Here is a 23,875-nt window from a genome sequence, read left to right on the forward strand (position 1 = left end):
TGCATCACATTTTTCGACGCCCCCGGTGACCGGCACCGGAGACGATATTTGTTGCCCCGCAACGGATTCGGCCTGGTGGGGCGCGGTCGTCGAACAGGCGGTGCGCCCCGCCGGGCACGCACCGGAACGGCCCCGGCACCGGTGGTGAAGACCGATCGAGCGTCGGTGATCGCGGATTTGCAGCCGTCATTACGCTGCGGGTGGTTGATCGCCGGAACCACGGACGACAGGTGGAAGAACCTCAGATGAGTGACAATCACCCTCCCTACGGAGGTTATCCGGACCCGAACGCCGGAGCGTGGGGCAACCAGCCCGACCCCAACGCGCCCTACGGCCAGCAGCCGGCCTCCGGTGCGCCCTACGGCCAGCAGCCGGCGTCGGGTGCCCCGTACGGCGCGCAGCCCGCGTCCGGCGCGCCCTACGGCACGCAGCCGGCCTCCGGCGCGCCGTTCGGCGCGCAGCCGGGTGCGCCGTACCCGCCGCAGCCCGGCTATCCCGGGCAGCCGGCCCCGTTCGCGCCGGTCCCGCCGCCGGCCAAGTCGAAGAAGGGGCTGATCGTCGGCCTCGCCGCCGGGGCGGTGACGCTCACGCTGCTGTGCTGCGGCGGCGGGCTCGCCTACGTCGCGTTCGGCGGCGACGACAAGGACGACCCGACGCCGATCGCGTCCGGCAGCACGACTCCCGGCCCCGGTGCCACGACGCCCGGCCCGACCGAGTCCGCGCCGGAGTCGACCGGGCCGGACGAGCCGTCCAACAACGACGCGCTGACCGCCCGCTACTCCAGCGAGATGTCCGCGGTCTGCGACGGCGGGGCGATCCTCAACGCCGCGCCGTACACCACCCCGGCGAACGCGAAGGCGTACGTCTTCTCGAACTCCCCGGACCGGCCGTCGTACTGGTCGCAGAAGTCCTTCAGCTCGGAGAAGCCGTACTACGCCAAGTCGGCGGACTTCGCCACCGTGTCGGTGATCGGCTGCCTCAAGATGGTCGACGGCAGCGAGGGCACGCCGAAGAAATGCCAGTACAAGGCCAGCGACGGCAAGGCCGTCACGGTCGACTACATCTCCTCGCGGTACACGCTGACGTTCCACGCGGCGAAGACCGGCGAGAAGATCGGCGACGGCGGCACCGTGACCGCGCCGGCCGCCCGCTGCCCGAGCTTCATCTCCTACAACAAGGTGACGATGAAGTCGTACGCGGCGCCGGACAGCGGCACCATGGAGGCGGCGCTCGACCGCTTCCTGAAGTAGGTGCGTGAGGAGGGGGCCCCGCTTATGCAGAATGCGACAAGCGGGGCCCCCTCCTTGTCACCCGCCGGGCGGCGCGGTGTTGGGAAGGTGACCGGTGTCGGCTTGCCGACGTGGGAATCCCGGGTCGACTCCTAGGGTCCCGCTCGTGACGCTTCCCACCACCGCCGCGGCGGACCAGGCGTGGATACGCGAGATGGCGACCGGGATCGGGGCGCTGCGGGGCCCCGCGCTCGTCGACACCGTGCTGGCCGCCGTCGGCCGCCGGCTCGACAGCGAACTGTCCACCTACGCCGAACTCGACCTGGCCACGCTGCGCCTGCCCGACCTCGCCGCCGACCGGCCGGTGGACCGGGCGCTGGTCCACCGGATGCACCACCAGGTGACCGCCCACCCGCTGTTCGCGCCGACCGTCCACCGCTCGCACCCGTACCCGGGGCCACCGGCGCAGGTGACCGACGTGCTGTCGGAGCGGCAGTGGCGGCAGCACGCGCTCTACCGGGAGGTGCTCGCGCCGCGCGGCATCGGCGCGCACACGGTCGCGCTGGTGGTCGGTCCGGCCCCGGTGCTGCGCTGGTACCAGTTCAACCGCGACCGCGCCTTCGACGCGCGCGAGATGGACCTGCTCACCCGCCTGCAACCGGCGCTGATCCCGGTGCACCGGCGCGCCTGCCTGCCCGCCGGTGTCGCCCTCCCCGGCGGCGCGACGCTCACCGGGCGGGAGGTGGAGGTGCTGCGCGGCATCGCCGAGGGGCTGACCGTGCCGGCGACCGCGCGTCGGCTGGGCCTGGCCGCCGGCACGGTCCGCAAGCACCTGGAACACGTGCACCGCAAGCTGGGCACCTCCGGGCCGGTCGCCACCGTCATGAAGGCGGTCGAACTCGGCATCCTGGAGGTGCCCGGCCGGCGGTCCTAGCTGGTGGCGCAGGGCAGCGGCGCGCCCTGGCAGGCCCGGATCAGCGAGCCGATCTCGACCTGGCCGATCCGCCGGTCGGCCAGCACCACGTCCACCACGGCCGCGGTGTCACCGACCGGCAGGTCCACCACCACGTCCGCCTCCTTGACCCGGGGCGTGTCGTGCGCGTTCCGCTTGCTGTCGTACACCCGGAGCGCCAGCGGGTCGTCGAGCGCCAGCGTGTCCAGCACCGTCCCGGCGGCGTCGCGCACCACGAGCTGGAACGGCCCGCCGGAGTCGCGCAGCGACGAGGCGAAGCCACGGTCGATCTCCAGCAGGTTCGGGCTGGCGGCCCGCGCCGACACGCGCAGCCCGAGCCGCAGGTGCGTGCCGGTGGTCGGGTCCGCCGGGTCGACGGTCGGCGCCGGCACCACCGGCGCCGCGCCGGCCGCCGTCGGCGCGGCCTGCGAGGCGACCGCCACGGCGCCCAGGAACGGCAGCGCCAGCGCGGCCACGACCAGGGTACGGAGACGTCGGTTCAGCATTGCCCTCTCCCGCATCGTGCGAAGGTCGCCTCGGCGGCCCGGATGTCGTCGGCCCGCTCGACCGAGTTGTCGATCATGACGTCGGCCATCGGGCCGTCGCTGCGCCACCAACCGGTCGGGGTCACGCCGTCGGTGATCTCGTTGCAGGTGCCCGCGTCCGACCCGGCCCGCCGGCAGTCCGTCAACGAGTGGTAGGTGTTCTTCCCCTCGCCGTACCAGTAGCCGCCGTCGCAGCAGTACTCGTCGCCCTCGTGGTAGGCGCTGTGGTGCAGCTCGTGCCAGCCCACGATCGGCGAGTCGGCGCTGAACACGGCGCCGGAGGCGTTGTCCCGGCAGTTGACGGTGTGCAGCACGCCGTTGGTTTCGGCGAAGCTGACCGGGCTGAACGCGCCGCGCCGGCACAACGCGTCGCCGTCCGGGCTGACCGTCACCTCGACCGGCACGTTCTGCACCCAGATCCCCACCTGCGACCAGTGCGTGCCGACCGAACTGGGGAACACCCGCGAGCGGATGCCCAGCAACTGCCAGGCGTTGTCGTCCACCGCGTTGCCGAACTGCCGCGCGCCGTCCAGCGTGGTGGTGTCGTAGCCGGTGCCCGGCGCGTACGCCACGTCGATGGTCTGGTTCAACGGCCGGGTGTTCACCCGCCCGCCCGCGTCCACCACCGCCGGCACGCTGGCCCGCCACAGCGGGACCAGGGTCACCTCCGGCGTCTGCGACGGCGCCGGCGGGTTCAGGTCGGTGATCCGCCAGTCCGCCGTCGCCGTGCGCGCCTCCGGCACCCCGTCCGCCTCGCTCGCGGTCACCCGGTAGGCGACCGCCGCGCCGGCCAGGATGTCCGCCGGGATCACCGCCTGGCACTCGCTTGCCTGTTCGCAGGTCTTCACCACGCGGGGCGCGAGCGTCACCGGGCGTCCGATCCAGCCGGCCGGGCTCATCTCCACCGTGATCCGGGCCGCCGGCCGGGCGGTGTGGTCGGTGGCGACCACCTTGGCGCGGATCGACGTGCCGGGCACGGCCTGAGGGTTGACCGCCGGGACGCCCGGCTCGGCCAGCGCGTACACCTCCAGGCCGGGCGGCGGGTCGCTCACCGGCACGGTACGGGAGGCGGCCGGGAACGTCCGCCCGTCGTCGGCGGTGCCCTCCAGCGTGAACACGTAGCTGCCGGGAGTGGCCCAGGAGCCGTCGGCGTGCCGGCCGGTCCAGGAGAACGAGATCGGGCCGGCGGCGCGGCGCTGGTCGGCGCTGCGGAACACCTCGACGCCGCCGCGCAGCACCCGCATCCGGAACGTGCCGGCGGCCGTCGCCACCGCGCTCACCACGATCGGGCCGCTGCGGTACTGCCAGTTCGTGGCCGGCTGGCTGGTCATGGCGGTGAACGCCAGGTTGACCCGCTGGACGACCCGGGCCTGGGTGGTCCGGGCCGAAGCGGCGTCGACCGGGTCGGCCACCGTGATCGTGTACCCGCCCAGGGCCGCGTACGACCCGTCCGACCAGCGCCCGTCCCAGTCCACGTTGAACGCGCCACCGTAGAACGGCGCCTCGGCCAGCACGAACGACGCCCCGGTCGCCTGCGACGTGACGGTGAACCGCAACGCCGACGGCACCGACAGCGAGCCGCTGATCATCAGCCGCTCACCGAGCCGCGGGTCGAACTCGCGCGGCGTGCCGGTCGGCGGCGGCGACGAGATGGCGACGTTGGTGGGCCGGGCCGCCACCGTCACCGTGAAGATCGCCCGGGACGGCCCGCCGCTGGTGGTCCACCGGGACACCCCGGCCCGGCCGCCGAGCAGGTTCGTCGTCGCCCAGTCCTTCGCCGTGCCCGGGTTCAGGTCGGCCTGCTCGCGGCTGCCGCCCTCGGTGGAGTCGTCCTCCCACAGCTCGAAGTTGACCCGGAAGTTGCCGGTGACCGACCGCCCGGCGCAGACCGTGCGGGGGCCGACGATGTCCGTGCCGGGGGCCGCCGGCAGCGCCATCTCGCAGCGTTGCTGCTGACCGTCGTCCTGCGTGATGATCGCGACGCCGAACAGCTCCGGTGGGTCGCAGACGACCAGCCAGACCCGGTCCAGGCACTCCGTGGTGTGCATCTCGTCGGCCGTGACGGTGACCGTGGAGCCGTAACTCGCCGCGGCCGGTGCGGCCGGCAACGCGGCGGCGGACGCCACGCCGACCACCGTGGCCAGTGCCGCCGCCAGCAACGGCCGCAGCCGTCGACGTATCCGTTTCATGGTGCGTTTCCCCCCTCGTCCGCCGACGCCCCGGCGGGGATCGGCGCAGACAACTGTGCGGATCGGGGGAGGCGCGGGCGATACGCGCATGCGCGTATCCGGGACGGCCCCGTCCCGGCCGCGGACGGCGGCCGGGACGGGACGCGGGTCAGAAGTCGTCGTCGAACGTGACGCTGCCGGTCACCCCGACCTGGTACGCCGACACCCGCCGCTCGAAGAAGTTCGACAGCTCCTGCACGTCCTGCAACTCCATGAACGCGAACGGGTTGCCGCTGCCGTACATCGGCGCGATGCCCAGCGCCGCCAGCCGCCGGTCCGCCACGTGTTCCAGGTACGCGCGCATGTCGGCCGGCGACATCCCGGAGACGCCCTGGTCGAGCAGGTCCTCGGCGAACTGCGCCTCGCACTCCACCGCCTCGGCGAGCATGTCCCGGACCTGCCGCTCCAGCTCGGCGTCGAACAGCTCCGGCTCCTCGGCGCGGACGGTCTCCACCACGTCGAACGCGAACGCCATGTGCATCGACTCGTCGCGGAACACCCAGTTGGTGCCGGAGGCCAGCCCGTTGAGCAGCCCCCGCGAGCGCAGGAAGTAGACGTAGGCGAACGCGCCGTAGAAGAACAGCCCCTCGATGCACGCGGCGAAGCAGATGAGGTTGAGCAGGAACGCCCGCCGGTCGGACCGGGTGCGCAGCTCCCGCAACTCGTGGACCGAGTCGATCCAGCGGAAGCAGAACTCCGCCTTGCGGGCGATCGACGGGATGTTCTCCACCGCCGCGAACGCGGCGAACCGCTCCCGCTCGTCCGGCACGTACGTGTCCAGCAGGTTGAGGTAGAACTGGACGTGCACCGCCTCCTCGAAGAGCTGGCGGGACAGGTAGAGCCGCCCCTCCGGCGAGTTGACGTGCTGGTAGAGGTTGAGCACCAGGTTGTTGGCGACGATGGTGTCGCCGGTGGCGAAGAACGCCACCAGCCGGGACACCAGGTGCCGCTCGGCCGGCGAGAGCTTCTCCAGGTCGGCCAGGTCGGCGTGCAGGTCCACCTCCTCGACGGTCCAGGTGTTGCGGATGGCGTCCCGGAACCGGTCGAAGAAGTGCGGGTAGCGCATCGGACGCAGGGTCAGGTCCATGCCCGGGTCGAGCAGCATCGGGCGGATCTCGGGCATCGTGGTCACTGGCAGGCCTCGCAGCTCTCGGGGTTCTCCAGGGAACAGGCCGACGCCGCGTCGTCGGTGCCGAGCGGGGCGAGCACCGGCGCGACGGTGGCCTGCTGGATCCGGGTCGCCGGACGCGACCGCAGGTAGTACGTGGTCTTCAGCCCGGCCTTCCAGGCGTACCGGTACATCGAGGAGAGCTTGCCGATGGTCGGCGCGCTCAGGAACAGGTTCAACGACTGGGACTGGTCGACGTAGGGCGCCCGCGCGGCGGCCAGGTCGATCAGCGCCCGCTGCGGCAGCTCCCACGCGGTCCGGAACAGCTCCCGCACCTCGGCGGGCAGCTCGGTGATGCCCTGCACCGAGCCCTCGGCCCGCTTGATCCGGTCGCGGACCTGCGGCGTCCACAGCCCACGTGCCTTCAGCTCCCGCACCAGGTACGTGTTGACCTGGAGGAACTCGCCGGACATGGTCTCGCGCTTGAACAGGTTCGACACCTGCGGCTCGATGCACTCGTAGCAGCCGGCGATCGAGGCGATGGTGGCGGTCGGCGCGATGGCCACCAGCAGCGAGTTGCGCAGCCCGTGCGCGGCGATCCGCGCCCGCAGCGCCGCCCACCGGTCGACCTGGGTCGGCGTCGCGCCCCACAGGTCCGGGTGCAGGTCGCCCTTCGCGGCGCGGGTCCGGTCGTACGCCGGATGCGGCCCGAACCGCTCGGCCAGCCCGGCGGAGGTCTCCAGCGCGGTCAGCAGGATCTCCTCCTGCACCCGGGTGGACAGCTCCCGCGCCGCGGGTGAGTCGAACGGCAGGCGCAGCGTGAACAAGGCGTCCTGGAGGCCCATCAGCCCGAGCCCGACCGGCCGCCAGCGCGGGTTCGACGCCGCCGCCTGCGCGGCCGGGTAGTAGTTGATGTCGATCACCCGGTCCAGGAACACCACCGCGGTGCGCACCGTGGCCCGCAGTTTCTCCCAGTCGACGCCGTCGGCGGTGACGTGCGCGCCGAGGTTCACCGAGCCGAGGTTGCAGACCGCGGTCTCGGCGTCGTCGTTGACCTCCAGGATCTCGGTGCACAGGTTGGACAGGTGGATGACGTCGCCCGGCTCGCCGGTCTGGTTGGACAGCCGGTTCGCGGCGTCCTTGAACGTCATCCACCCGTTGCCGGTCTGCGCGAGCGTGCGCATCATCCGCCCGTACAGGTCACGGGCCCGGACCGTGCGGACCGCCTTCTTCTCGGCCGCCCGGTACGCGGCGTCGAACGCCTCGCCGTACAGGTCGGGCAGCTCCGGCGCGTCGGAGGGGTCGATCAGCGACCAGTCGTCGTCGGCCTCGACCCGGCGCATGAACTCGTCCGGGATCCAGTTGGCCAGGTTGAGGTTGTGCGTACGCCGGGACTCCTCGCCGGTGTTGTCCCGCAGCTCCAGGAACTCCTCCACGTCCGGGTGCCACGGCTCCAGGTAGACGCAGGCCGCCCCCTTGCGCCGGCCGCCCTGGTTCACCGCCGCCACCCCGGCGTCGAGCGTCTTCAGGAACGGCACGATGCCGTTCGACCGCCCGTTCGTGCCCCGGATCAGCGCGCCCCGGCCACGCACCCGCGACCACGAGATGCCGATGCCGCCGGAGAACTTCGACAGCTTCGCGACCTGGTGGTAGCGCTCGTAGATGGAGTCCAGCTCGTCGCGGGGCGAGTCCACCAGGAAGCACGACGACATCTGGGTGTGCCGGGTGCCCGAGTTGAACAGCGTGGGGGAGCTGGGCAGGTAGGCCAGGCTGGACATCAGCCGGTAGAGGCCGACCGCCTCGGCCGGGGTGTGCGACAGCCCGCAGGCCACCCGCAGCAGCCAGTACTGCGGGGTCTCCACCACCAGCCGCGACTCCGGGTGCCGCAGCAGGTAGCGGTCCGCCACCGTACGCAGTCCGAAGTACTCGAACCGCAGGTCACCGGCCGGGTCCACGGCGTCGTCGAGCGCGTCGGCGTGGCGGGCCACGAACGCGGCGGTGTCGTCGCCGATCAGGCCCAGCCCGTGCGCGTACGCGATCGACTCGCTGAAGCGCGTCACCTGCTGCCCGCGGACCTCCTCGTCCACGTACGCGGCCAGCAGCCGGGCCGCCAACCGGGAATACTGCGGCTCCTCGCCGATCAGCTCCGCCGCGGTCTGGATCGACAACCGGTCCAGCTCCGCGGTGCTCGCCCCGTCGTAGAGGCCGCTGATGGTCCTGGTGGCGACCCGCAGCGGATCGACCTCGTCCAGGTCGGCGACCCAACGCTCGACCGCCCGCACGATCCGGTTGACGTCGACCGGCTCGGTGTCGCCGTCACGCTTGCGGACCCGCATCGCCAGCCGGCGCTGCTCCGGCCCGGCGGCACCGGACCGGGGACTCTCCTGCACGACCGTCATGACCTCTCCCTCGCTGTCACCGATGGCCTCGGCCGGCGGGGGAACGCCAACGGACACGGCACGCAGGGCCGGCCCGGCTGCTGGCGTCGGTCGTCCCGCGCGACCTTCGACCGCCGCGCGCGGTGGCGCACGGCGCGCTGGCAGGTCTTCGGACTCGCGGGCCTGACACGAGGTCACCTACTGGCCGTCGCTTCCCAGGCCGGTGGCCCAGTGCTGATGACGGCGGTCGTTCCCACTCACCGCTGCGGGGCAGTCCCGGATTTCCACCGGGTTCCCTCTTGCCTCGACCGCGCCCGGGGGCGCGGCCGAACCAGCTGCGGAGACACCATATATGGCGGTGATGGCCGGTGGGCAACACCAGATGTCGGGTCCGCGTGTCGCGTGCGTCTCATCGCGACTACCAGGTGACCGGCAACCCGGCCGGACCGAGGATGGCGTGGCCCGGCTTCCACGGCACCTCGTCCGGCGGCACCGCGAGGCGCAGGCCGGGCAGCTCCCGCAGCAGCAGGCCGAGCGCGGTGCGGACCTCCAGCGCGCCCAGGTGGGCCCCGATGCAGTAGTGCGGGCCGTGCCCGAAGGACAGGTGCGGGGTGGGCGTCCGGTCGAAGTCCATCCGTTCCGGGTCCGGGAACACCGCCGGGTCGCGGTTGGCGGCGTCGTGCGAGGGGACCACGATGTCGCCCTCGGCCAGTCGGGCGCCGCTGGGCAGCGTCACGTCCGCCATCACCCGTCTCGGCATCTCGTCGCCGTTGGCGGTGGAGTGCAGCCGCTCCAGCTCGGTGACCGCGCCGTCCAACCGGTCCGGGTGCGCGACCAGGTACGACCAACCGGTGCCCTCCGGCCCGTACGGCTCGGTCCGGAGCACGTGGACGAACGTGGCGATCGAGCTGGCCGTGGTCTCCCACCCGCCCACCACCAGCGAGATCGGCAGTTTGATCTGGACGTCCACCGGCTGGTCGGCGGCGGCGGTCGCGATCCGGCCGAGCAGGTCGTCGCCCGGCCGGCCGCGTCGTTGTTCGAGCTGGCCCCACAGGTAGCCGCCCATCTCCTCGGCCGACCGGGCCGCCTCCTCCCGGCTCAGGTCGCCCGCGCCGAGGAACATGTCGCCCCACCGGCGGAACCGCATCCGGTCGTCGGCCGGCAGCCCGAGCAGGTCGCAGATCACGTCCAGCGCGAACGGGACCGCGAAGTCCCGGACCAGGTCGGCCGGGGCGCCCCGGCCCACCATCGCGGCCAGCCGCTCCTCGGCCGCGGCCCGTACCGCGTCGCGCAGCTCGTCGACGGCCGGCCGGGTGAACGCGTCCTTCACGGTGCCGCGCACCCGGGCGTGTTCGGCCCCGTCCATGCCGAGCATGGTGCCGGCCACGTCGACCTCGTCGGCGTACGCGGCGGCGGCCCGGGAGAAGACGTCCTGCCGGCGCAGCACCTCGCGCACGTCGGCGTACCGGCAGATCAGCAACGCCGGCACCGGCTCGCCGCCGACCCGGCGCACGATCGGCACCACGCCGGAGCCGGCGGCGAACCGGGCGTAGTCGGGGTGCTTGTGCGGGCCGGGTGGCCGGTTGACGCCGTCGGCGTCCTGGTAGAAGGGGTGGGGCCGGCGGGCATCGATGTCCGTCATTCGTCCACAGTGCCAGTTCCGGCCCGGCGGCGGCGCCCCGCTCGTGGGATGCCGGAGTGCCGGGGCCGGATGCTCAGCCGGCGGGCCGGCCCGCCGCGCGGGCGCGGCCGTACTCGGCGAGCGCGTGGAAGGCGGCCTTGGGCGTCCAGGAGCCGTCCGGCAGCACGCGCACGATCCCCCGGGCCGCCAGGTCGTAGTCGTGCTCGGGATCGTCGGTGGTCGGCAGGTGCCGGTTCGCGAACGTGTAGACGAACGCCGCCTCCACCCCGCCCGCCTCGTAGTCGCGCAGCAGGTCGACGAGGTAGCGGGCCTGGCCCTCCTCGTCGCGCTCCAGCGTCGCGGTGAGCGTCGCCGCCCGGCCGTGCTCGTCGTAGGTCACCGGCTCCGTCGCGCCCGCGACGTCGGCGGCGCCCCGGTACGTGCAGCAGCCGAACTCCGTCGCGGCGTACGGCTTGCCCTGTCCGACCGCCGCCGCGAGGCTCTGCGGGAACGCCGCCGCGTTGGTGGCGTCGCGGTAGCCGGCGTCGCTGGCGATGAGGTCGAACGGCGTCCAGTCGACGTCCTCCAGCGGGATCGAGGCGTATCCGACCGGACCACCGAAGCGCGCCCGCACGGCGGGTACCGCTTCGGCGAGGAAGTCGCGCACCGCGGCCCGCGCGACCGGGACCGCCTCCCGCATCCGCATCGGATCGGTGAACAGCGCCAGGCGCTCGGTCAGGTCGCGGCCGGGCAGGAACCCGTCGGTGAACATGGAGATCTCGGAGCCGGTGAGGTAGACGACGGTGGCGCCCTCGCGCCGCAGCCGTTCGGCCCGTTCGGCGCCGTCGAGCACGAACGCCATGAGCCCGTCGCGGTCCAGGCCGTTGGTGAACGGGCAGTACCACACCTCCAGCCCCGCCTCGGCCGCCAGCCGCGCGGTCAGCTCCAGCCGGTCCTGGACGCCGCCGGTGATCCGCACCGCGTCGCAGTGCAGCTCGTCGCGGATGACCCGCAGGTCGCGCCGGACGGTTTCCGGGTCGAACGGCTCGTGGGTGGTGGACCCGGCGCTCACGAAGCCGGTGTCGTAGTTCATGCCGAAGACGCGCATCACGCGTTCCCTCCCTGGTTCCAAGGTACGTCGCGTACCCTATAGGGTACGTCGAGTACCCTGCAAGCCATGGGCACGAGGCGCCGGGGCGAGGAACTGGAACGGGCGATCCTGCACGCCGCCGCGGCGGAACTACGCGAGTCCGGATACGCGGGGATGACCATGGACCGGGTCGCCGCCCGCGCCGGAACCAACAAGAACGCCATCTACCGCCGGTGGCCGCACCGGGCGGCGCTGGGCATCGCGGCGTACCGCCACCTGTCCGACGCCGCCATGCCGAACCCGGACACCGGAACGTTGCGCGGCGACGCGCTGGAGATGCTCCGGCGGGCCAACGAGACGTGGGCCTCGCCGCACGGGACGATCCTGCGCGGCCTGCTCGCCGCCGCGGCCGACGACCCGGAGCTGCTCACCCTCATGCGGGAGCGGTCCGGCGCGGACACCATGGACCGCGCGTGGCTCGGGATGCTGGAACGGGCCGCGACCCGGGGCGAGGCGCCGGCGGCGGCCGTCCGGCCCCGGGTGGCGACGGCGCCGATGATGCTGCTCCGCGCCGAGTACGCGATGCGCGGCGTCCCCTCGGTGCCCGACGAGGTGCTCGTCGAGATCGTGGACGAGGTGTTCCTGCCCCTGGTGCGCGGCCACGGCTGACCCGGCGCCGACCCGTACGGCGTGACCGGTGGCGAGCCGGCGGGGCGTGCCGGCCCGCCATTGGGTTCGCGGTCAGCAGTTGCGCAGCGTCGGGGACTGGTTCAGCAGTTGACCGCGGCTGGAGGTGAACCGGCGGTACGCCTCGGAGCCGGCGGCGGACGGCCGGAACGCCGCCACCCGGTGACAGTTCTGGAACGCCAGCCGCACCCCGAAGTGGCGCTCCAGACCGGCGCGGATCGCGTCGCTGGCCAGCGCGCGCAGCAGTTGCCCGCGCTCGGTCTCACCCGGCGGCGGGACGACGTTGTCGGCGAAGTCGGCGTCGGACGTCGCCAGGTCGGCGACCACCCGGCCGACGGTCTCCCAGGCGTACGGCAGGGAGTCGCGGACGCAGGCGACGAACGCCTCCTCGTCGACGGGGCCGGACTCGGCGGCACGGAGCAGGGCGGGCGGAACGGTGAGCGACATGTCTCCTCCACTTCCGGAAACGACAACCGTTTCCAATAAGCTGACGTGGGTGAGCACATCACGCACGGTTCGGCCCGGTCAAGCACCGCCACACGCGAAGCGGCGGACGGGCCCGAGGCCCGTCCGCCGCCGTCGGCGTGACGCGGGTCAGCCCAGGTGCGCCTCGATCGCCGCGACGACCCGGGGACGCAGCTCGGCGGCGCGGATCACCGCGTCCACGGAACCGACCTCGACGGCACGCTGGATGCTGTGCACCCGGTCGAACTCCGCGGCCACCTCGCCCAGCTTCTCGGCCCGCACCGACGACCGCAGCTCGTCCAGCTCCCCGGTGAGCGTCGCGCGCCCGGTGCCGGCGGCGGCCCCGACCCGGCTCTCCAGCTCGCGTACCCGGGGATCGGCGGCGGTGCGCGCGGCGACCTCGCCGGCGAAGACCACGGCGGCGGCCGGCGCGCCACCGAGCACCGAGGCGAACGAGCCCTCGATCGCCAGCACCGTCATGGCCGGGTTCAGCGCCTTGGAGAACACCACGAACGCGCCGCCGTGGTAGCGCGAGATCACGCAGAACACGATCGGGCCGCGGAAGTTCACGATCGCCCGGCCGATCTCCGCGCCGTACTCCAGTTGCAGCTTGCGCATCGACTCCGGCGAGCCGTCGAAGCCGGACAGGTTGGCCAGCACCACCAGCGGACGGTTCCCGCTGGCCGCGTTGATCGCCCGCGCCGCCTTCTTCGACGACCGGGGGAACAGCGTGCCGGCGGTGTAGGTGTCCGGGCCGTCGGTGGGCGGGAAGCCGTGCCGGGGCACCGACCGGGACTCGATGCCGAGCAGGCACACCGGGATGCCGCCGAGGTGCACGTCCTGCACCACCGCGGTCTCCGCGTCGGCCATGCCCGCCCACCGCTCCAGCACCGGGTGGTCCTGGTCCGCGAGGGCCCGCATCACGGTACGGATGTCGAACGGCTTCTTCCGGTCCGGGTTCGCGGCGGCGGAGAAGATCTCACCGACGGTGGTGAAGTCGCTGCCGGCCAGCGCGTGCGGGAACGTCGACACGTCCCGGTCCACCGGGTCGGTGGTGGTGGCCCGGCGCGGCGCGTCCTCGCCCGGCGCCACGTACGTGTGGTCGTAGTGCGCCATCAGCACGCCGTGGGCGGCCGGCAGGTCCGGCGCCCAGTACTGCGCCTGACCGTTCGGGCCCATCACCCGGTCGTAGCCGCCGATGCCGAAGTTGTCCTCGGCGGACACGCCGCCGGAGAAGTCCAGCGACTGCTTGCCGGTGAGCACCATCGCCGAGTCCGGCGTCATCACCAGCACACCCTTGGTGTGCATGAGCATCGTCGCCTCGGCGTTCCAGTACGGCTGGGCGCCGACGTTGATGCCCGCCACCACGATGTTGATCTCGCCGCCGGCCTGGGTGAACTCGACGATCCGCTTGAGCGCCGCGGCCACCCAGTCCATGTTCTCGGTGCCCGAGGTCATCGAGATCCGGGCGCCGGCCGAGAGCGCGTACCACTCCAGCGGCACACCCATCCGCTGCGCCAGGTCCAGCGCGGCGATCACCCGCCGGCACTCCGGCTCCGACAGCGCGCCGAGCGACTTGGTCGGGTCGCCGAGCAGCACCACCCGGGTCACGCCGTCCGGGTGCCGCGGCGTCGGCGTACGGACCACACCGGCCACGATCGCGGCGGTGTTGCGCCCCTTCGGCCGGTCCACCGGCACCAGCACGTGGTCGGCGTCCAGGTCGTGCTCGGTGAACTCGCCGAGCAGCCCGGTCAGCTCGTACGGGTAGACCGTGTTGCGGCTGGCCGCCCGCAGCACCTTGAGCCGGTAGTCGTCCAGCGGCTCGACCGGCTCGGTCGGCGGCTCGCCCACGGTGAGCCGGGCCTGCCCGGTGACGTCGAACGTGATCCGCACGCCGACCTTGGTCAGCTCGCCGGTCCGGCGGTCACGCTGCCGCCCGATGAACAGGATCTCCTCCAGATCCGCGCCGACCGTGGTCGGGCGCACCCGGGCGGCGATCCGCTCCATCTCCTCACGGGTCAGCTCGCTCGGCGGCCAGACGTAGATGACGATCCGGTTGGTGGGGAACCGGACCTTCGACGGCCGCCGGGACTGCGCCCGACGGATCGAGTCGATGCAGGCGGTGACCGCGTCCTCGGTGGTCGGCAGCGCCACCAGCCGGCCGTCCTGCTCGCGCAGCTCGGTCAGGTCCCGGACCTGGGCGAACGCGACGAGCCGCTGGTCCGTCGGGTTCTCCTGGGCGACCGCCTGGAAGAGGTAGACCTCCTCGTCCAGCGACGGCAGCCGGGTCAGGTCGAACCGGTGCAGCCGCTCCAACTGCATCCGCTGCGCGATGTACGGGTGCAGGCCCCGGATCAGCCGCTCTTCGGCCATCGCGGTCCCGTCCGGGCGGAACGTGAAGTGGTGGTGCATGACCGCGCCGCCCCGACCGGCCACCGTGGTGGTGAGCCGGCGCACCCGGTCCGGCAGCGGGTGCGCGTTGATCACGTCGAGCAGCGCGGCGGCCGTGGCGTCGAAGTCCTCGGGTTGGTTCTCCCAGGCCAGGTAGACGTCCGCGTCGACGGCCGCGCAGTCCGCGGCGACCTCGGCCAGCCCGCGCAGCGCGTCGCCGAGCGCGTCGAACCGCACCGCGGCCGACACCACGCTCGACTCCGCGCGGTCGGCCACCACGAACACGCAACCCCCGGCGGTACGGGTGCGGACGCCGGTGAGCGCCTTGTTGCCGTAGTAGCGGCGGGTCAGCACCTCCAGCATCGTCGCGTTGTCCAGGTTGTCCCGGACCAGCCGCTGGCCGAGCAGCCGGACCAGCGGCTCGGTGCTGCGGACCATCTCGGCGACCCGCTCGTCGCGGTCCGGCGCGTCCGGGTGGAGGTCGAGGTGACGCAGGTGCGACCGGACCCGCGCGTACACCCGGGCCCGGTTGCGGCGCAGCAGCGGCTGGGCGAACCAGGCGAAGACCACGCCCCGGGCCAGGTCCGCGACGACCGGGAAGCGGACCTGGGTGGCCGCGATCAGCCGCTCCAACGCGAGGCCGGCGGGCTCGCGCAACGCCTCGTCCGGCGGCAGCTCGCGCAGCCAGGAGCGCAGCAGCGCGGCGATCACGCCGGCGTCGACGGTGGCCCGCTGCTGGGCCAGGAAGATCCGGAACACCGCGGCCTCGAGCGCGGGGGAGCGGTCCAGCTCGGTGACGCCGTAGTGGCCGAGCGCCTTGGCCAGGCGGGCCCGGAACGGCTCCGGCGACCCGGCCCGCTCCACGTCGAGGCTCTGCAGGTAGGTGTGGAAGTGCTCGCGGGCGCTGTGCAGGTGCCCGCCCGGGCCGTCGTCCCCGCCGGGCCGGTTGCGGCTCAGCTCGGCCAGGTCGGCGAAGATGTCGACCAGTTCCAGCTCCTCGGCCAGCGGCCGGTGCCCGGCCTCGGTGGCCGCCCGCCGCGCGTCGAGGTAGTCGTCGAGGACGCGACGCTCGTCGTGCGGGTCGACGTCGAAGCCCAGCAGCAGCCCGCGCAGGTCCTCGTGGCCGCGCTCGGCCCGGGTCCGCGCCGGGACGTCCGCGGGCGCGGCGGGCAGATCCAGCTCGACGGTCGCCTCGACCGGGGCCGCGGCGGACTCGGCGTCCTCCTCGGCGACCGGCTCCAGGCGCAGCAGCGGCGCGCCGGCCTCCACCTGGGAGCCGACCGCGACGGCGCACTCCTTCAGGCGGGCCCGGAACGGCGCCCGCAGCACCGTCTCCATCTTCATCGCCTCCAGCACCAGCACCGGCGCGCCGGCCTCGACCTCCGCGCCGACCTCCAGCGGCGTGGCGACGACGAGCGCCGGCATCGGGGAGCGCAGCACGCCGCCCTCGTCGCGGCTGATCCGGTGCGTGACGCCGTCCACCTCGACCAGGTGGACCGGCCCGTGGGTGCCGGTGAGCAGGCGGTAGCGGACGCCGTTGACGGCGATCTGCCCGGTGTGCCGGTCGAAGCGGTCCAGTTCGACGTCGGCGGTACGCGCGTCGCCGCCGACCTCGATGCCGACCCGGAACCGGTGCGCGCCGATCCGGGCCACCCGCATCCGGTAGCTCACGCCGCGCAGCTTCAGGTCCAGCGGCCGGCCGCTGCGGTGCTGCACCTGGGGCCGCCCGCCGGCCGCGGTGGAGAGCAGCCGCTGCCGTTCGGCGGTCTCGTCCTCCTCGTACGCCTCGATCGCGGCGGCGGCCAGCGCCACCGCGGAGTGCCGGTGCGCGACCAGCCGGCCCTCGCCGCGGACCCGGTCGATCCAGCCGGTGTCCGCGCTGGCGTCGATCACCTCGGGCTGGTCGAGCAGGTCCAGCACGAAGCTCTTGTTGGTCGCCCCGCCCTCGATGACCACGATGGTGTTCGCCATCGCGCGGCGCAGCCGGCCGAGCGCCTCGTCCCGGTCCCGGCCGTACGCGATGATCTTGGCGATCATGGAGTCGAAGTCGGCCGGGATGGTGTCGCCCTCGCTGACCCCGGTGTCCACCCGGATGCCCGGGCCGGCCGGCAGGTCCAGCCGGGTGATCCGCCCGGGGGAGGGGGCGAAGTCGCGGTCCGGGTCCTCGGCGTTGAGCCGCGCCTCGATGGCGTGCCCGCGCTCGGCCGGCGGCTCGCCCGTGAGCCGACCGCCGCCGGCGACGTGCAACTGCGCCTTCACCAGGTCGAACCCGGTGGTCGACTCGGTGATCGGGTGCTCCACCTGGAGCCGGGTGTTCACCTCCAGGAAGGCGAAGAGCCGGTCGCCGGGGTGGTAGAGGAACTCCACCGTGGCCGCGCCACGGTAGCCGACCGCGACCGCCAGCCGCTCCGCCGACGCCTTCAGCTCGGCGACCTGCGCCGCGTCGAGCAGCGGCGAGGCCGACTCCTCGATCACCTTCTGGTTGCGCCGCTGCACCGAGCAGTCCCGGACGCCGAGCGCCCACGCGGTGCCCTGCCCGTCCGCGATCACCTGCACCTCGACGTGGCGGGCGCCGGTGACCAGGCGCTCCAGGAACACCACGCCGCTGCCGAACGCCCGTGCCGCCTCCTGGCTGGTCCGCTCGTACGCGTCGGCCAGCTCCGCGTCGCTGCGGACCACCCGGATGCCGCGCCCGCCGCCGCCGGCGGTCGCCTTCAGCATCAACGGGTAGCCGATCTCCGCCGCGGCGGCCACCGCCGCCTCCAGGCTCTCCACCGCGCCGCGGCTCCACGGCGCGACCGGCACGCCGACCTCCTCGGCGATCAGCTTGGCGCCGATCTTGTCGCCGAGCTTGCGCATCGCGTCCGCGCTGGGCCCGACGAACGTGACGCCGACCTTCTCGCACAGCTCGGCGAAGGCCGGGTCCTCGGCCACGAAACCCCAACCCACCCACGCGGCGTCCGCACGGGTCTCCACCAGCGCGCGTTCCAGCGCCTTGAGGTCGAGGTACGGGCGGGCGGACGCGGGCCCGAGGTCGTAGGCGACGTCCGCCTCGCGGACGAAGGTGGCGGTGCGGTCGACGTCGGTGTAGAGCGCGACGGTCTCGATCCGGCTGCCGGTCTCCGCGGCCAGTTCCCGGACCGCGTGGATGAGCCGCATGGCGGCCTCACCACGGTTGACGATGGCGACACGGGTGAACACGTGACCGTCCCCTTCGGTAGACCCACGGTGTTACGCCGGGTGGCGGCGGTGCCCCCCGGCTTGCCTCACCTTTCCTTCTGTCCGCGGGTGGCGCCATGTCGTAATCGCCGAACCCTGAGCGGCGACCGTTGTAGGAACCACACAAAACTTTTTATGGCAATACGCCGGACAGCGCCGTACCCGAGTGGGTCCGGCGCTGTCCGGCGGTCGGGAGGGCGGCTCAGCCCGGGATCTCCCGGGGATCGCGGCTGCGCGGGTACGTGTTCTTCTCGCCGATCGTGCCGTCCTGCTTCTTGATCACGTGCTCGGTGCCCCGCTCGGCCGCCATCTCCCGGCCGGCGGCCTCCGCCTCGGCCTTCGTGTCGTGCCGGCTGCTGGCGCGCTCGTTGCCCTCCGGGCGGTTCTTCCACTGCCCGTCCTGCTGGTAGGTGTCGATGTCACCCTTCGCCATGTCGTCAGCTCCCTCGATCCGTGGTCGATGACGAATGTCTGCCCCCACCCCCGCCCCGCTAATCCTCCCGCCCCCTCCCCATCCCTCCCACCCCGCTCCCGCCCCGCACCCCCGCCCCGCCCCGCACCCCCGCCCCGCCCCGCCCCCGCGCCCCCGCGCCCGCCCCCCGCGCCCGCCCCCCGCGCCCGCCCCCCGCGCCCGCCCCCCGCGCCCGCCCCGCGCCCGCGCCCCCCGCGCTCCCGCCCCGTACCCCCGCCCCGCCCCCCGCGCCCCCCGCGCCTCCGCCCCCGCGCCCCCCGCCCCCGCCGCTCGCAGATTCACGGAAAGAGTGGCCATTGCCGCCGGAATAGCCACTCTTTCCGTGAATCAGGCGTCCGTGGGCGGGTGGGTGGGTGGCGGGGGCGTGGGAGGGAGGCGTGATTTTGCGGGGTGTCGATCTCGTCCCGGCATCTGGTCGGCGGCCCGTGGCAGGGGACCGGCGAGGGTGACGCGGATCGCGTTACTGACCAGTAAGGACGCGCGTGAATGCCGCCAACCGCCCGAGTCGTCGTCGATCGGTCCTACCCGACCCAAGTGCTGAGATCGGGGCTAGTCGGCGCAAGCGGAACTCTTGCCATCAATGACAAACGTGTGACAACTTCGACGAAGCCCGATCGGTCGCGCCTCACCGGCCGAACGGCTGCCCGGGGCTGCCGAAAGGCCGCCCGTGCTCAGCTCCAGGAGGTATCCATATGCGACTCTCCGGGTCATCACGGCGTTCCGCCACCGCCCTCACGGTGGCCGGCGCACTGGTCGTCGGCGCTCTGGCCGGCGCACCCGCCCACGCCGCACCCGAGACGTCCGCCACCCCCGAGAAGGCCACCGCGCTCGCCGCCGCACTCGGCGACCGCTCCGCCGGGACGTACGCCGACGCCGCCGGCGCCATGGTCGTCACGGTGACCGACGCCGCCGCCGCCCAGAAGGTCCGCGCGGCCGGCGCCACCCCGAAGCTCGTCACCCGGGGCGCGGACGACCTCGCCCGCGCCACCTCGGCGCTCGACAAGTCCGCCCGCATCCCCGGCACCGCCTGGTGGACCGACCCGGCGACCAACCAGGTCGTCGTCTCGGTCGACAGCACCGTCACCGGCGCGAAGCTGGACCGGGTCAGGGCCGTCGCGAAGCAGCTCGACGGCACGATCCGGATCGAGCGCGAGGCCGGCACGCTCGGCACCCGGACGGCCGGCGGCGAGGCCATCTACGCCCAGGGCGGCGGACGTTGCTCGCTCGGCTTCAACGTGCGCAGCGGCAGCACCTCCTACTTCCTGACCGCCGGGCACTGCACCGCGATCGCCGCCAACTGGTACGCCGACTCCGGGCAGAGCAGCCAGCTCGGCACCGGTGGCACCGGCAGCTTCCCCGGTAACGACTACGGCATCGTGCAGCACACGGACGCCGGCGCGGCCGAGGGCAGCGTCTCGCTCTACAACGGCAGCACGCAGGCCATCACCGGCGCGGCCGACGCGTTCGTCGGGCAGTCGGTGCAGCGTTCCGGCAGCACCACCGGCCTGCACGGCGGCACGGTCGAGGCGCTCGACGCCACGGTGAACTACGCCGAGGGCAGCGTCTCCGGCCTGATCCGCACGAACGTCTGCGCCGAGCCGGGCGACAGTGGCGGCTCGCTGTTCAGCGGCAGCAGCGCGATCGGCCTGACCTCCGGCGGCAACGGTGACTGCTCCTCCGGCGGGACCACCTACTTCCAGCCGGTGACCGAGGCGCTCAGCGTGTACGGCGTCAGCATCGCCTGACGCGTTCGCGCACGGACGGGGCCGCCGGGCGACCGGCGGCCCCGTCCCGCTTCTTTTTGCCGGAACGGCAAGGATTCTTGCCACTGGTTCGCCTGCGCGCGCACGATGGCGGAGCCGGGCCGCCGAAGCGCCCGGCGGCGAAGGAGGCAGGCATGACCGGGCACCACCACCAGCACCACCAGGACCCGCCGGCGGACACCGACCCGGCCCGGTTCTGGGACGAGCGGTACGGGCAGTCGGACCGGATCTGGAGCGGCCGGGTCAACCCGGTGCTCGCCGAGGTGGCCGCCGACCTGCCGCCGGGCAGCGTGCTCGACCTGGGCAGCGGGGAGGGCGGCGACGCGGTCTGGCTGGCGGCCCGGGGCTGGCACGTCACCGCCGTGGACGTCTCGACCGTGGCGCTGGAGCGGCTCGCGGTCGAGGCCGCCCGGGCCGGCGTGGCGGACCGGATCACCACCGCCCGGCACGACGTGACCCGGGACTTCCCGGCCGGCCGCTTCGACCTGGTGTCGGCGCAGTTCTTCCAGTCCCCGCTGGTCCTGCCGCGGGAGGAGGTGCTCCCGCGGGCGGCCGGGGCGGTCGCGCCCGGCGGCCGGCTGCTCGTCGTCGAGCACGGCGCACCACCGCCGTGGTCCGGGCTCGACGCCGACGACCCCCGCTTCGCCAGCCCGGAGCAGATCCTCAGCGCGATCGACCTCGACCCGGACGGCTGGAGCATCGAGCGGCTGGGCGCGACGCGGCGGACCGCCACCGGCCCCGACGGTCAGCCGGGAGAGCTGGTCGACCACGTGGTCCTGGCCCACCGCCGCTGACCGTCCGCCCCCGGCCGGGTCAGCACCAGCACCAGCATTCCGGCCGCGCACAACGTCGCGGCCATGGCGTACGCCCAGCGGAAGCCGACCTGCGCGGAGAGCCCCAGCAACGGGCCGGCGAGCATGGCGCCGATCGGGAACGTGTTGGTGAACAGCGTGGTGGCCCGGCCGGGCTGGCCCGGCAGCAGATCCTGCACGTACGAGATGCCGACACCGGAGACCGCGGCGATGAACAGCGCGTTGACCGGCTGCGCGAAGAGCAGCACCGGCACGCTCGTCGCCCCGGCGGCGACCGCGTAGTAGGCGATGCCGCAGCCGGCGCCGAGCAGGATCAACGGCCGTAGCCGGACCCGCGCGGTGAGCGCGCCCAGCCCCAGCATGAGCGGGATCTCCAGCGCGGCGCAGAGGCCCAGCACGAGGCCCGCGTCCGCCGGGTCACCGCGCAGCTCCCGGCCGATGAACAACGGCAGCACCTGCACGCCGAGCGTCAGCGGGCACTGCAACATGGTGAACGCGGCCACGGTCAGCGCCAACCGCCACCGCGACGCGTCCGGCGGGCCGGCGACCGGCTCGTCCGGGGCCGGCCGCGGCGGCACCGGCAGCTCCTCCAGCCGGAGCGTGGCGATCAACGCGGCCAGCGCGTACATGGCCGCCGCGGTGCCGTAGGCCAGCCGGAAGCCGCCGACGGAGAGCAGGATCGCGGCCAGCGGCGGCCCGGCCACCCAGGACAGCGAGAAGACGGTACGCATCACGCTGACGCCGAGCGCCGCCCGCCCGGGGCTGTCGCGGTCGAGCAGTTGGCGGGTGTAGGCGAACGACTGCGGGAACAGCGAGTTGGCCAGCGCCATGACGGTCGCGGTCAGCACCATCAGGATCCAGTAGTCGCGGACGAACGCGATCAGGCCGGTGCCCACCATCCCGGCCAGCGCCGCGCCGATCAGCAGCCGGCGCCGGATCGGCCACCGGTCCGACAGCCGCCCGACCAGCACGGCCACGACCACCCCGGCCAGCGGCGCGACCACCAGGAACACCGTGACCCGCCCCGGACCGGCCCGCACCTCGGTGTTGAGGAACAGCGACAGGAAGGGCATCACCACGGAGACGGAGGTGCCGACGGTCAGGAACAGCAGGGCCAGCGGCAGCAGCCGGAGGCGGCCGGCGCGCGGCGCCGGCCGGGTGTCCACAGCCATACGGCGCACGCTACGCCGTACCCCGGACCGGCCCCAGCGGATTACCGGCCCGCCCGACCGGTGCTCAACCGGCCCCGGCGGCGGGAGCCTGGTGCACGCTCTCCAGCCACCGGGCCGAGCGGGACCGGTCCGCGTACGCCTTGCGGTCCTCCGCCCGGCGTCCTAACCGACGGCGGTGGCCGACGGCGGCGCGCTGCCGCCGCGCGGCGCCTCGGCCGTCATCAGCCGGACGATCTCCGCCCGGTCGGCGGCCGACGGCAGCCCCCACTCCGGCCGGTAGCCGTACACCTGGTCCAGCGGCGTGGCGGCGGTCCGGCCGTCGACGATCTCGACCGAGTCGGTGCCGATCAGGCCGGGATGCTCGACGCCGCACGCCTCGGCGACCTTGACCAGGTCCCGGCGGAGCGTCCGGACGTAGTTGGCGGCCCGCACCGACTTGCGGGCCGGGTCCAGGCCCCGGGCCAGCCAGGCGTTCTGGGTCGCGACGCCGGTCGGGCAGGTGTCGGTGTGGCACTTCTGCGCCTGGATGCAGCCGATGGCCAGCATCGCCTCCCGGCCGACGTTGACCATGTCCGCGCCGAGCGCGAACGCGACCACCGCGTTGTCCGGCAGGCCGAGCTTGCCCGCGCCGACGAACACCACCTGCTCGTGCAGGCCGTGCTCGGCGAACGTCCGGTAGACGCGGGAGAAGCCCTGCTGGAACGGCAGCGACACGGAGTCGCTGAAGATCAGCGGGGCGGCCCCGGTGCCGCCCTCGCCGCCGTCGACGGTCACGAAGTCGACGCCGCGGCCGGTGTCGCGCATCAGCGTGGCCAGCTCCTCCCAGAAGCCCTGGTCGCCGACGGCCGACTTGATGCCGACCGGCAGGCCGGTCTCGGCGGCCAGCAGCTCCACCCAGTCCAGCAGGCTGTCGCAGTCGGAGAACTCGGCGTGCCGCGACGGGCTGACGCAGTCCTGCCCGGCCGCAACGCCCCGGGTGGCAGCGATCTCGGCGGAGACCTTCGCGGCCGGCAGCAGGCCGCCCAGGCTGGGCTTGGCGCCCTGGCTGAGCTTGATCTCCAACGCCCGCACCGGCGCGTCCGCCACCAGGTCCTTGAGCCGGTCCAGGCTGAACCGGCCCTGCTCGTCACGGCAGCCGAAGTAGGCGGTGCCGAGCTGAAAGACCAGGTCCCCGCCCTTGCGGTGGTAGGGCGACAGGCCGCCCTCGCCGGTGTTCTGGAAGCAGCCGGCCAGCGCGGCGCCCCGGTTCAACGCCTCGATCGCGTTGCCGGAGAGCGAGCCGAAGCTCATTCCGGAGATGTTGACCACCGACTCCGGGCGGAACGCCCGCGCCCGCCCGCGCGCCGCGCCCAGCACCTTGGCGCACGGCAGCGCCACGTCGTGCCCGGCGCCGGGCGCCGACGGCGGCACGGCCCGCCCGAACGTGCGGTGCTTGATGATCGGATAGCCGCGGGTGTGCTCGATGTCGTTGTCGGTGCCGAAGCCGAAGTAGTTGTTCTCCTGTTTCGCCGAGGCGTACACCCAGCGCCGCTGGTCGCGGGTGAAGGGCCGTTCCTCGTCGTTGCCGGCCACGACGTACTGGCGCAGCTCGGGCCCGATCGACTCGATCAGGTAGCGGGCGCGGCCGAGGACGGGAAAGTTGCGGCGCAGCGCGTGGTCACGTTGCAGCAGGTCCCGTGCGGCGAGCGCGGCGACGGCGGCGGGTACGGCTCTTCTGGCCCAGCTCATCCCGCCACTCTTTCC

16 protein-coding genes and 1 riboswitch are annotated in these 23,875 nt (G+C 73.5%); of the genes, 5 read left to right on the forward strand and 11 right to left on the reverse strand.

The window, feature by feature from the left end; genetic code table 11:
* The first annotated feature begins 245 nt into the window (after positions 1 to 245).
* Positions 246 to 1,250: a hypothetical protein gene (locus tag VKK44_RS11195; protein ID WP_343446842.1), complete on the forward strand. Its 1,005-nt coding sequence runs from the start codon at positions 246 to 248 to the stop codon at positions 1,248 to 1,250.
* Positions 1,251 to 1,395: 145 nt separating this feature from the next.
* On the forward strand, positions 1,396 to 2,163 hold the full coding sequence (locus VKK44_RS11200) for a helix-turn-helix transcriptional regulator (protein WP_343446843.1): 768 nt from the start codon (positions 1,396 to 1,398) through the stop codon (positions 2,161 to 2,163).
* On the opposite strand, the gene VKK44_RS11205 is transcribed toward VKK44_RS11200, so the two are convergent.
* The 6 genes from VKK44_RS11205 to VKK44_RS11230 form a co-directional block, all read right to left on the reverse strand.
* Positions 2,160 to 2,687 carry a hypothetical protein gene (locus VKK44_RS11205; protein ID WP_343446844.1) on the reverse strand — a complete coding sequence of 176 codons (528 nt, stop codon included), beginning with the start codon at positions 2,685 to 2,687 and terminating at the stop codon, positions 2,160 to 2,162. The genes VKK44_RS11200 and VKK44_RS11205 overlap by 4 nt on opposite strands.
* The gene (locus VKK44_RS11210) at positions 2,681 to 4,915 is read right to left on the reverse strand and encodes a hypothetical protein (RefSeq protein ID WP_343446845.1); all 2,235 of its coding nucleotides are present in this window, start codon (positions 4,913 to 4,915) and stop codon (positions 2,681 to 2,683) included. The genes VKK44_RS11205 and VKK44_RS11210 overlap by 7 nt, the downstream gene beginning before the upstream one ends.
* Positions 4,916 to 5,063: 148 nt before the next feature.
* The gene (locus VKK44_RS11215) at positions 5,064 to 6,077 is read right to left on the reverse strand and encodes a ribonucleotide-diphosphate reductase subunit beta (RefSeq protein WP_343446846.1); all 1,014 of its coding nucleotides are present in this window, start codon (positions 6,075 to 6,077) and stop codon (positions 5,064 to 5,066) included.
* Between the two features lie 5 nt (positions 6,078 to 6,082).
* On the reverse strand, positions 6,083 to 8,461 hold the full coding sequence (locus tag VKK44_RS11220; protein ID WP_343446847.1) for a ribonucleoside-diphosphate reductase subunit alpha: 2,379 nt from the start codon (positions 8,459 to 8,461) through the stop codon (positions 6,083 to 6,085).
* A 122-nt stretch (positions 8,462 to 8,583) separates the two neighbouring features.
* Positions 8,584 to 8,791: riboswitch (cobalamin riboswitch) on the reverse strand.
* Positions 8,792 to 8,858: 67 nt separating this feature from the next.
* Positions 8,859 to 10,082, reverse strand: coding sequence for a cytochrome P450 (locus tag VKK44_RS11225; protein WP_343446848.1), 1,224 nt, complete (start codon positions 10,080 to 10,082; stop codon positions 8,859 to 8,861).
* A gap of 73 nt (positions 10,083 to 10,155) precedes the next feature.
* Entirely contained in the window at positions 10,156 to 11,169 is a 1,014-nt protein-coding gene (locus VKK44_RS11230; protein ID WP_343447744.1) for a hypothetical protein, read from the reverse strand.
* A 69-nt stretch (positions 11,170 to 11,238) separates the two neighbouring features.
* Here VKK44_RS11230 and VKK44_RS11235 point away from each other — a divergent pair, with 69 nt between their 5' ends.
* On the forward strand, positions 11,239 to 11,820 hold the full coding sequence (locus VKK44_RS11235; RefSeq protein ID WP_343446849.1) for a TetR/AcrR family transcriptional regulator: 582 nt from the start codon (positions 11,239 to 11,241) through the stop codon (positions 11,818 to 11,820).
* Between the two features lie 72 nt (positions 11,821 to 11,892).
* Here VKK44_RS11235 and VKK44_RS11240 read toward each other — a convergent pair whose 3' ends face one another.
* The 3 genes from VKK44_RS11240 to VKK44_RS11250 form a co-directional block, all read right to left on the reverse strand.
* Entirely contained in the window at positions 11,893 to 12,285 is a 393-nt protein-coding gene (locus VKK44_RS11240; protein WP_343446850.1) for an SCO5389 family protein, read from the reverse strand.
* Positions 12,286 to 12,432: 147 nt separating this feature from the next.
* Positions 12,433 to 17,895 carry an ATP-binding protein gene (locus VKK44_RS11245; RefSeq protein WP_343446851.1) on the reverse strand — a complete coding sequence of 1,821 codons (5,463 nt, stop codon included), beginning with the start codon at positions 17,893 to 17,895 and terminating at the stop codon, positions 12,433 to 12,435.
* A 220-nt stretch (positions 17,896 to 18,115) separates the two neighbouring features.
* On the reverse strand, positions 18,116 to 18,346 hold the full coding sequence (locus VKK44_RS11250; RefSeq protein WP_089154306.1) for a DUF2188 domain-containing protein: 231 nt from the start codon (positions 18,344 to 18,346) through the stop codon (positions 18,116 to 18,118).
* A gap of 731 nt (positions 18,347 to 19,077) precedes the next feature.
* Between VKK44_RS11250 and VKK44_RS11255 the strand changes: the two genes are divergently transcribed.
* Together VKK44_RS11255 and VKK44_RS11260 are read left to right on the forward strand one after the other, a co-directional pair.
* Positions 19,078 to 20,130 (forward strand): S1 family peptidase, encoded by a 1,053-nt coding sequence (locus tag VKK44_RS11255; protein ID WP_343446852.1) that lies wholly within the window; start codon positions 19,078 to 19,080, stop codon positions 20,128 to 20,130.
* 152 nt (positions 20,131 to 20,282) lie between these two features.
* The gene (locus VKK44_RS11260; RefSeq protein WP_343446854.1) at positions 20,283 to 20,942 is read left to right on the forward strand and encodes an SAM-dependent methyltransferase; all 660 of its coding nucleotides are present in this window, start codon (positions 20,283 to 20,285) and stop codon (positions 20,940 to 20,942) included.
* Here VKK44_RS11260 and VKK44_RS11265 read toward each other — a convergent pair.
* Positions 20,894 to 22,132, reverse strand: a complete 1,239-nt coding sequence (locus tag VKK44_RS11265; RefSeq protein WP_343446856.1) for a sugar efflux transporter — start codon at positions 22,130 to 22,132, stop codon at positions 20,894 to 20,896. The two genes, VKK44_RS11260 and VKK44_RS11265, sit on opposite strands and share 49 nt — an antisense overlap.
* A 162-nt stretch (positions 22,133 to 22,294) precedes the next feature.
* The gene (locus tag VKK44_RS11270) at positions 22,295 to 23,860 is read right to left on the reverse strand and encodes an FMN-binding glutamate synthase family protein (protein WP_343446857.1); all 1,566 of its coding nucleotides are present in this window, start codon (positions 23,858 to 23,860) and stop codon (positions 22,295 to 22,297) included.
* Between the last annotated feature and the right edge of the window lie 15 nt (positions 23,861 to 23,875).

This window comes from Micromonospora sp. DSM 45708, assembly GCF_039566955.1.
Taxonomy (GTDB): Bacteria; Actinomycetota; Actinomycetes; order Mycobacteriales; family Micromonosporaceae; genus Micromonospora.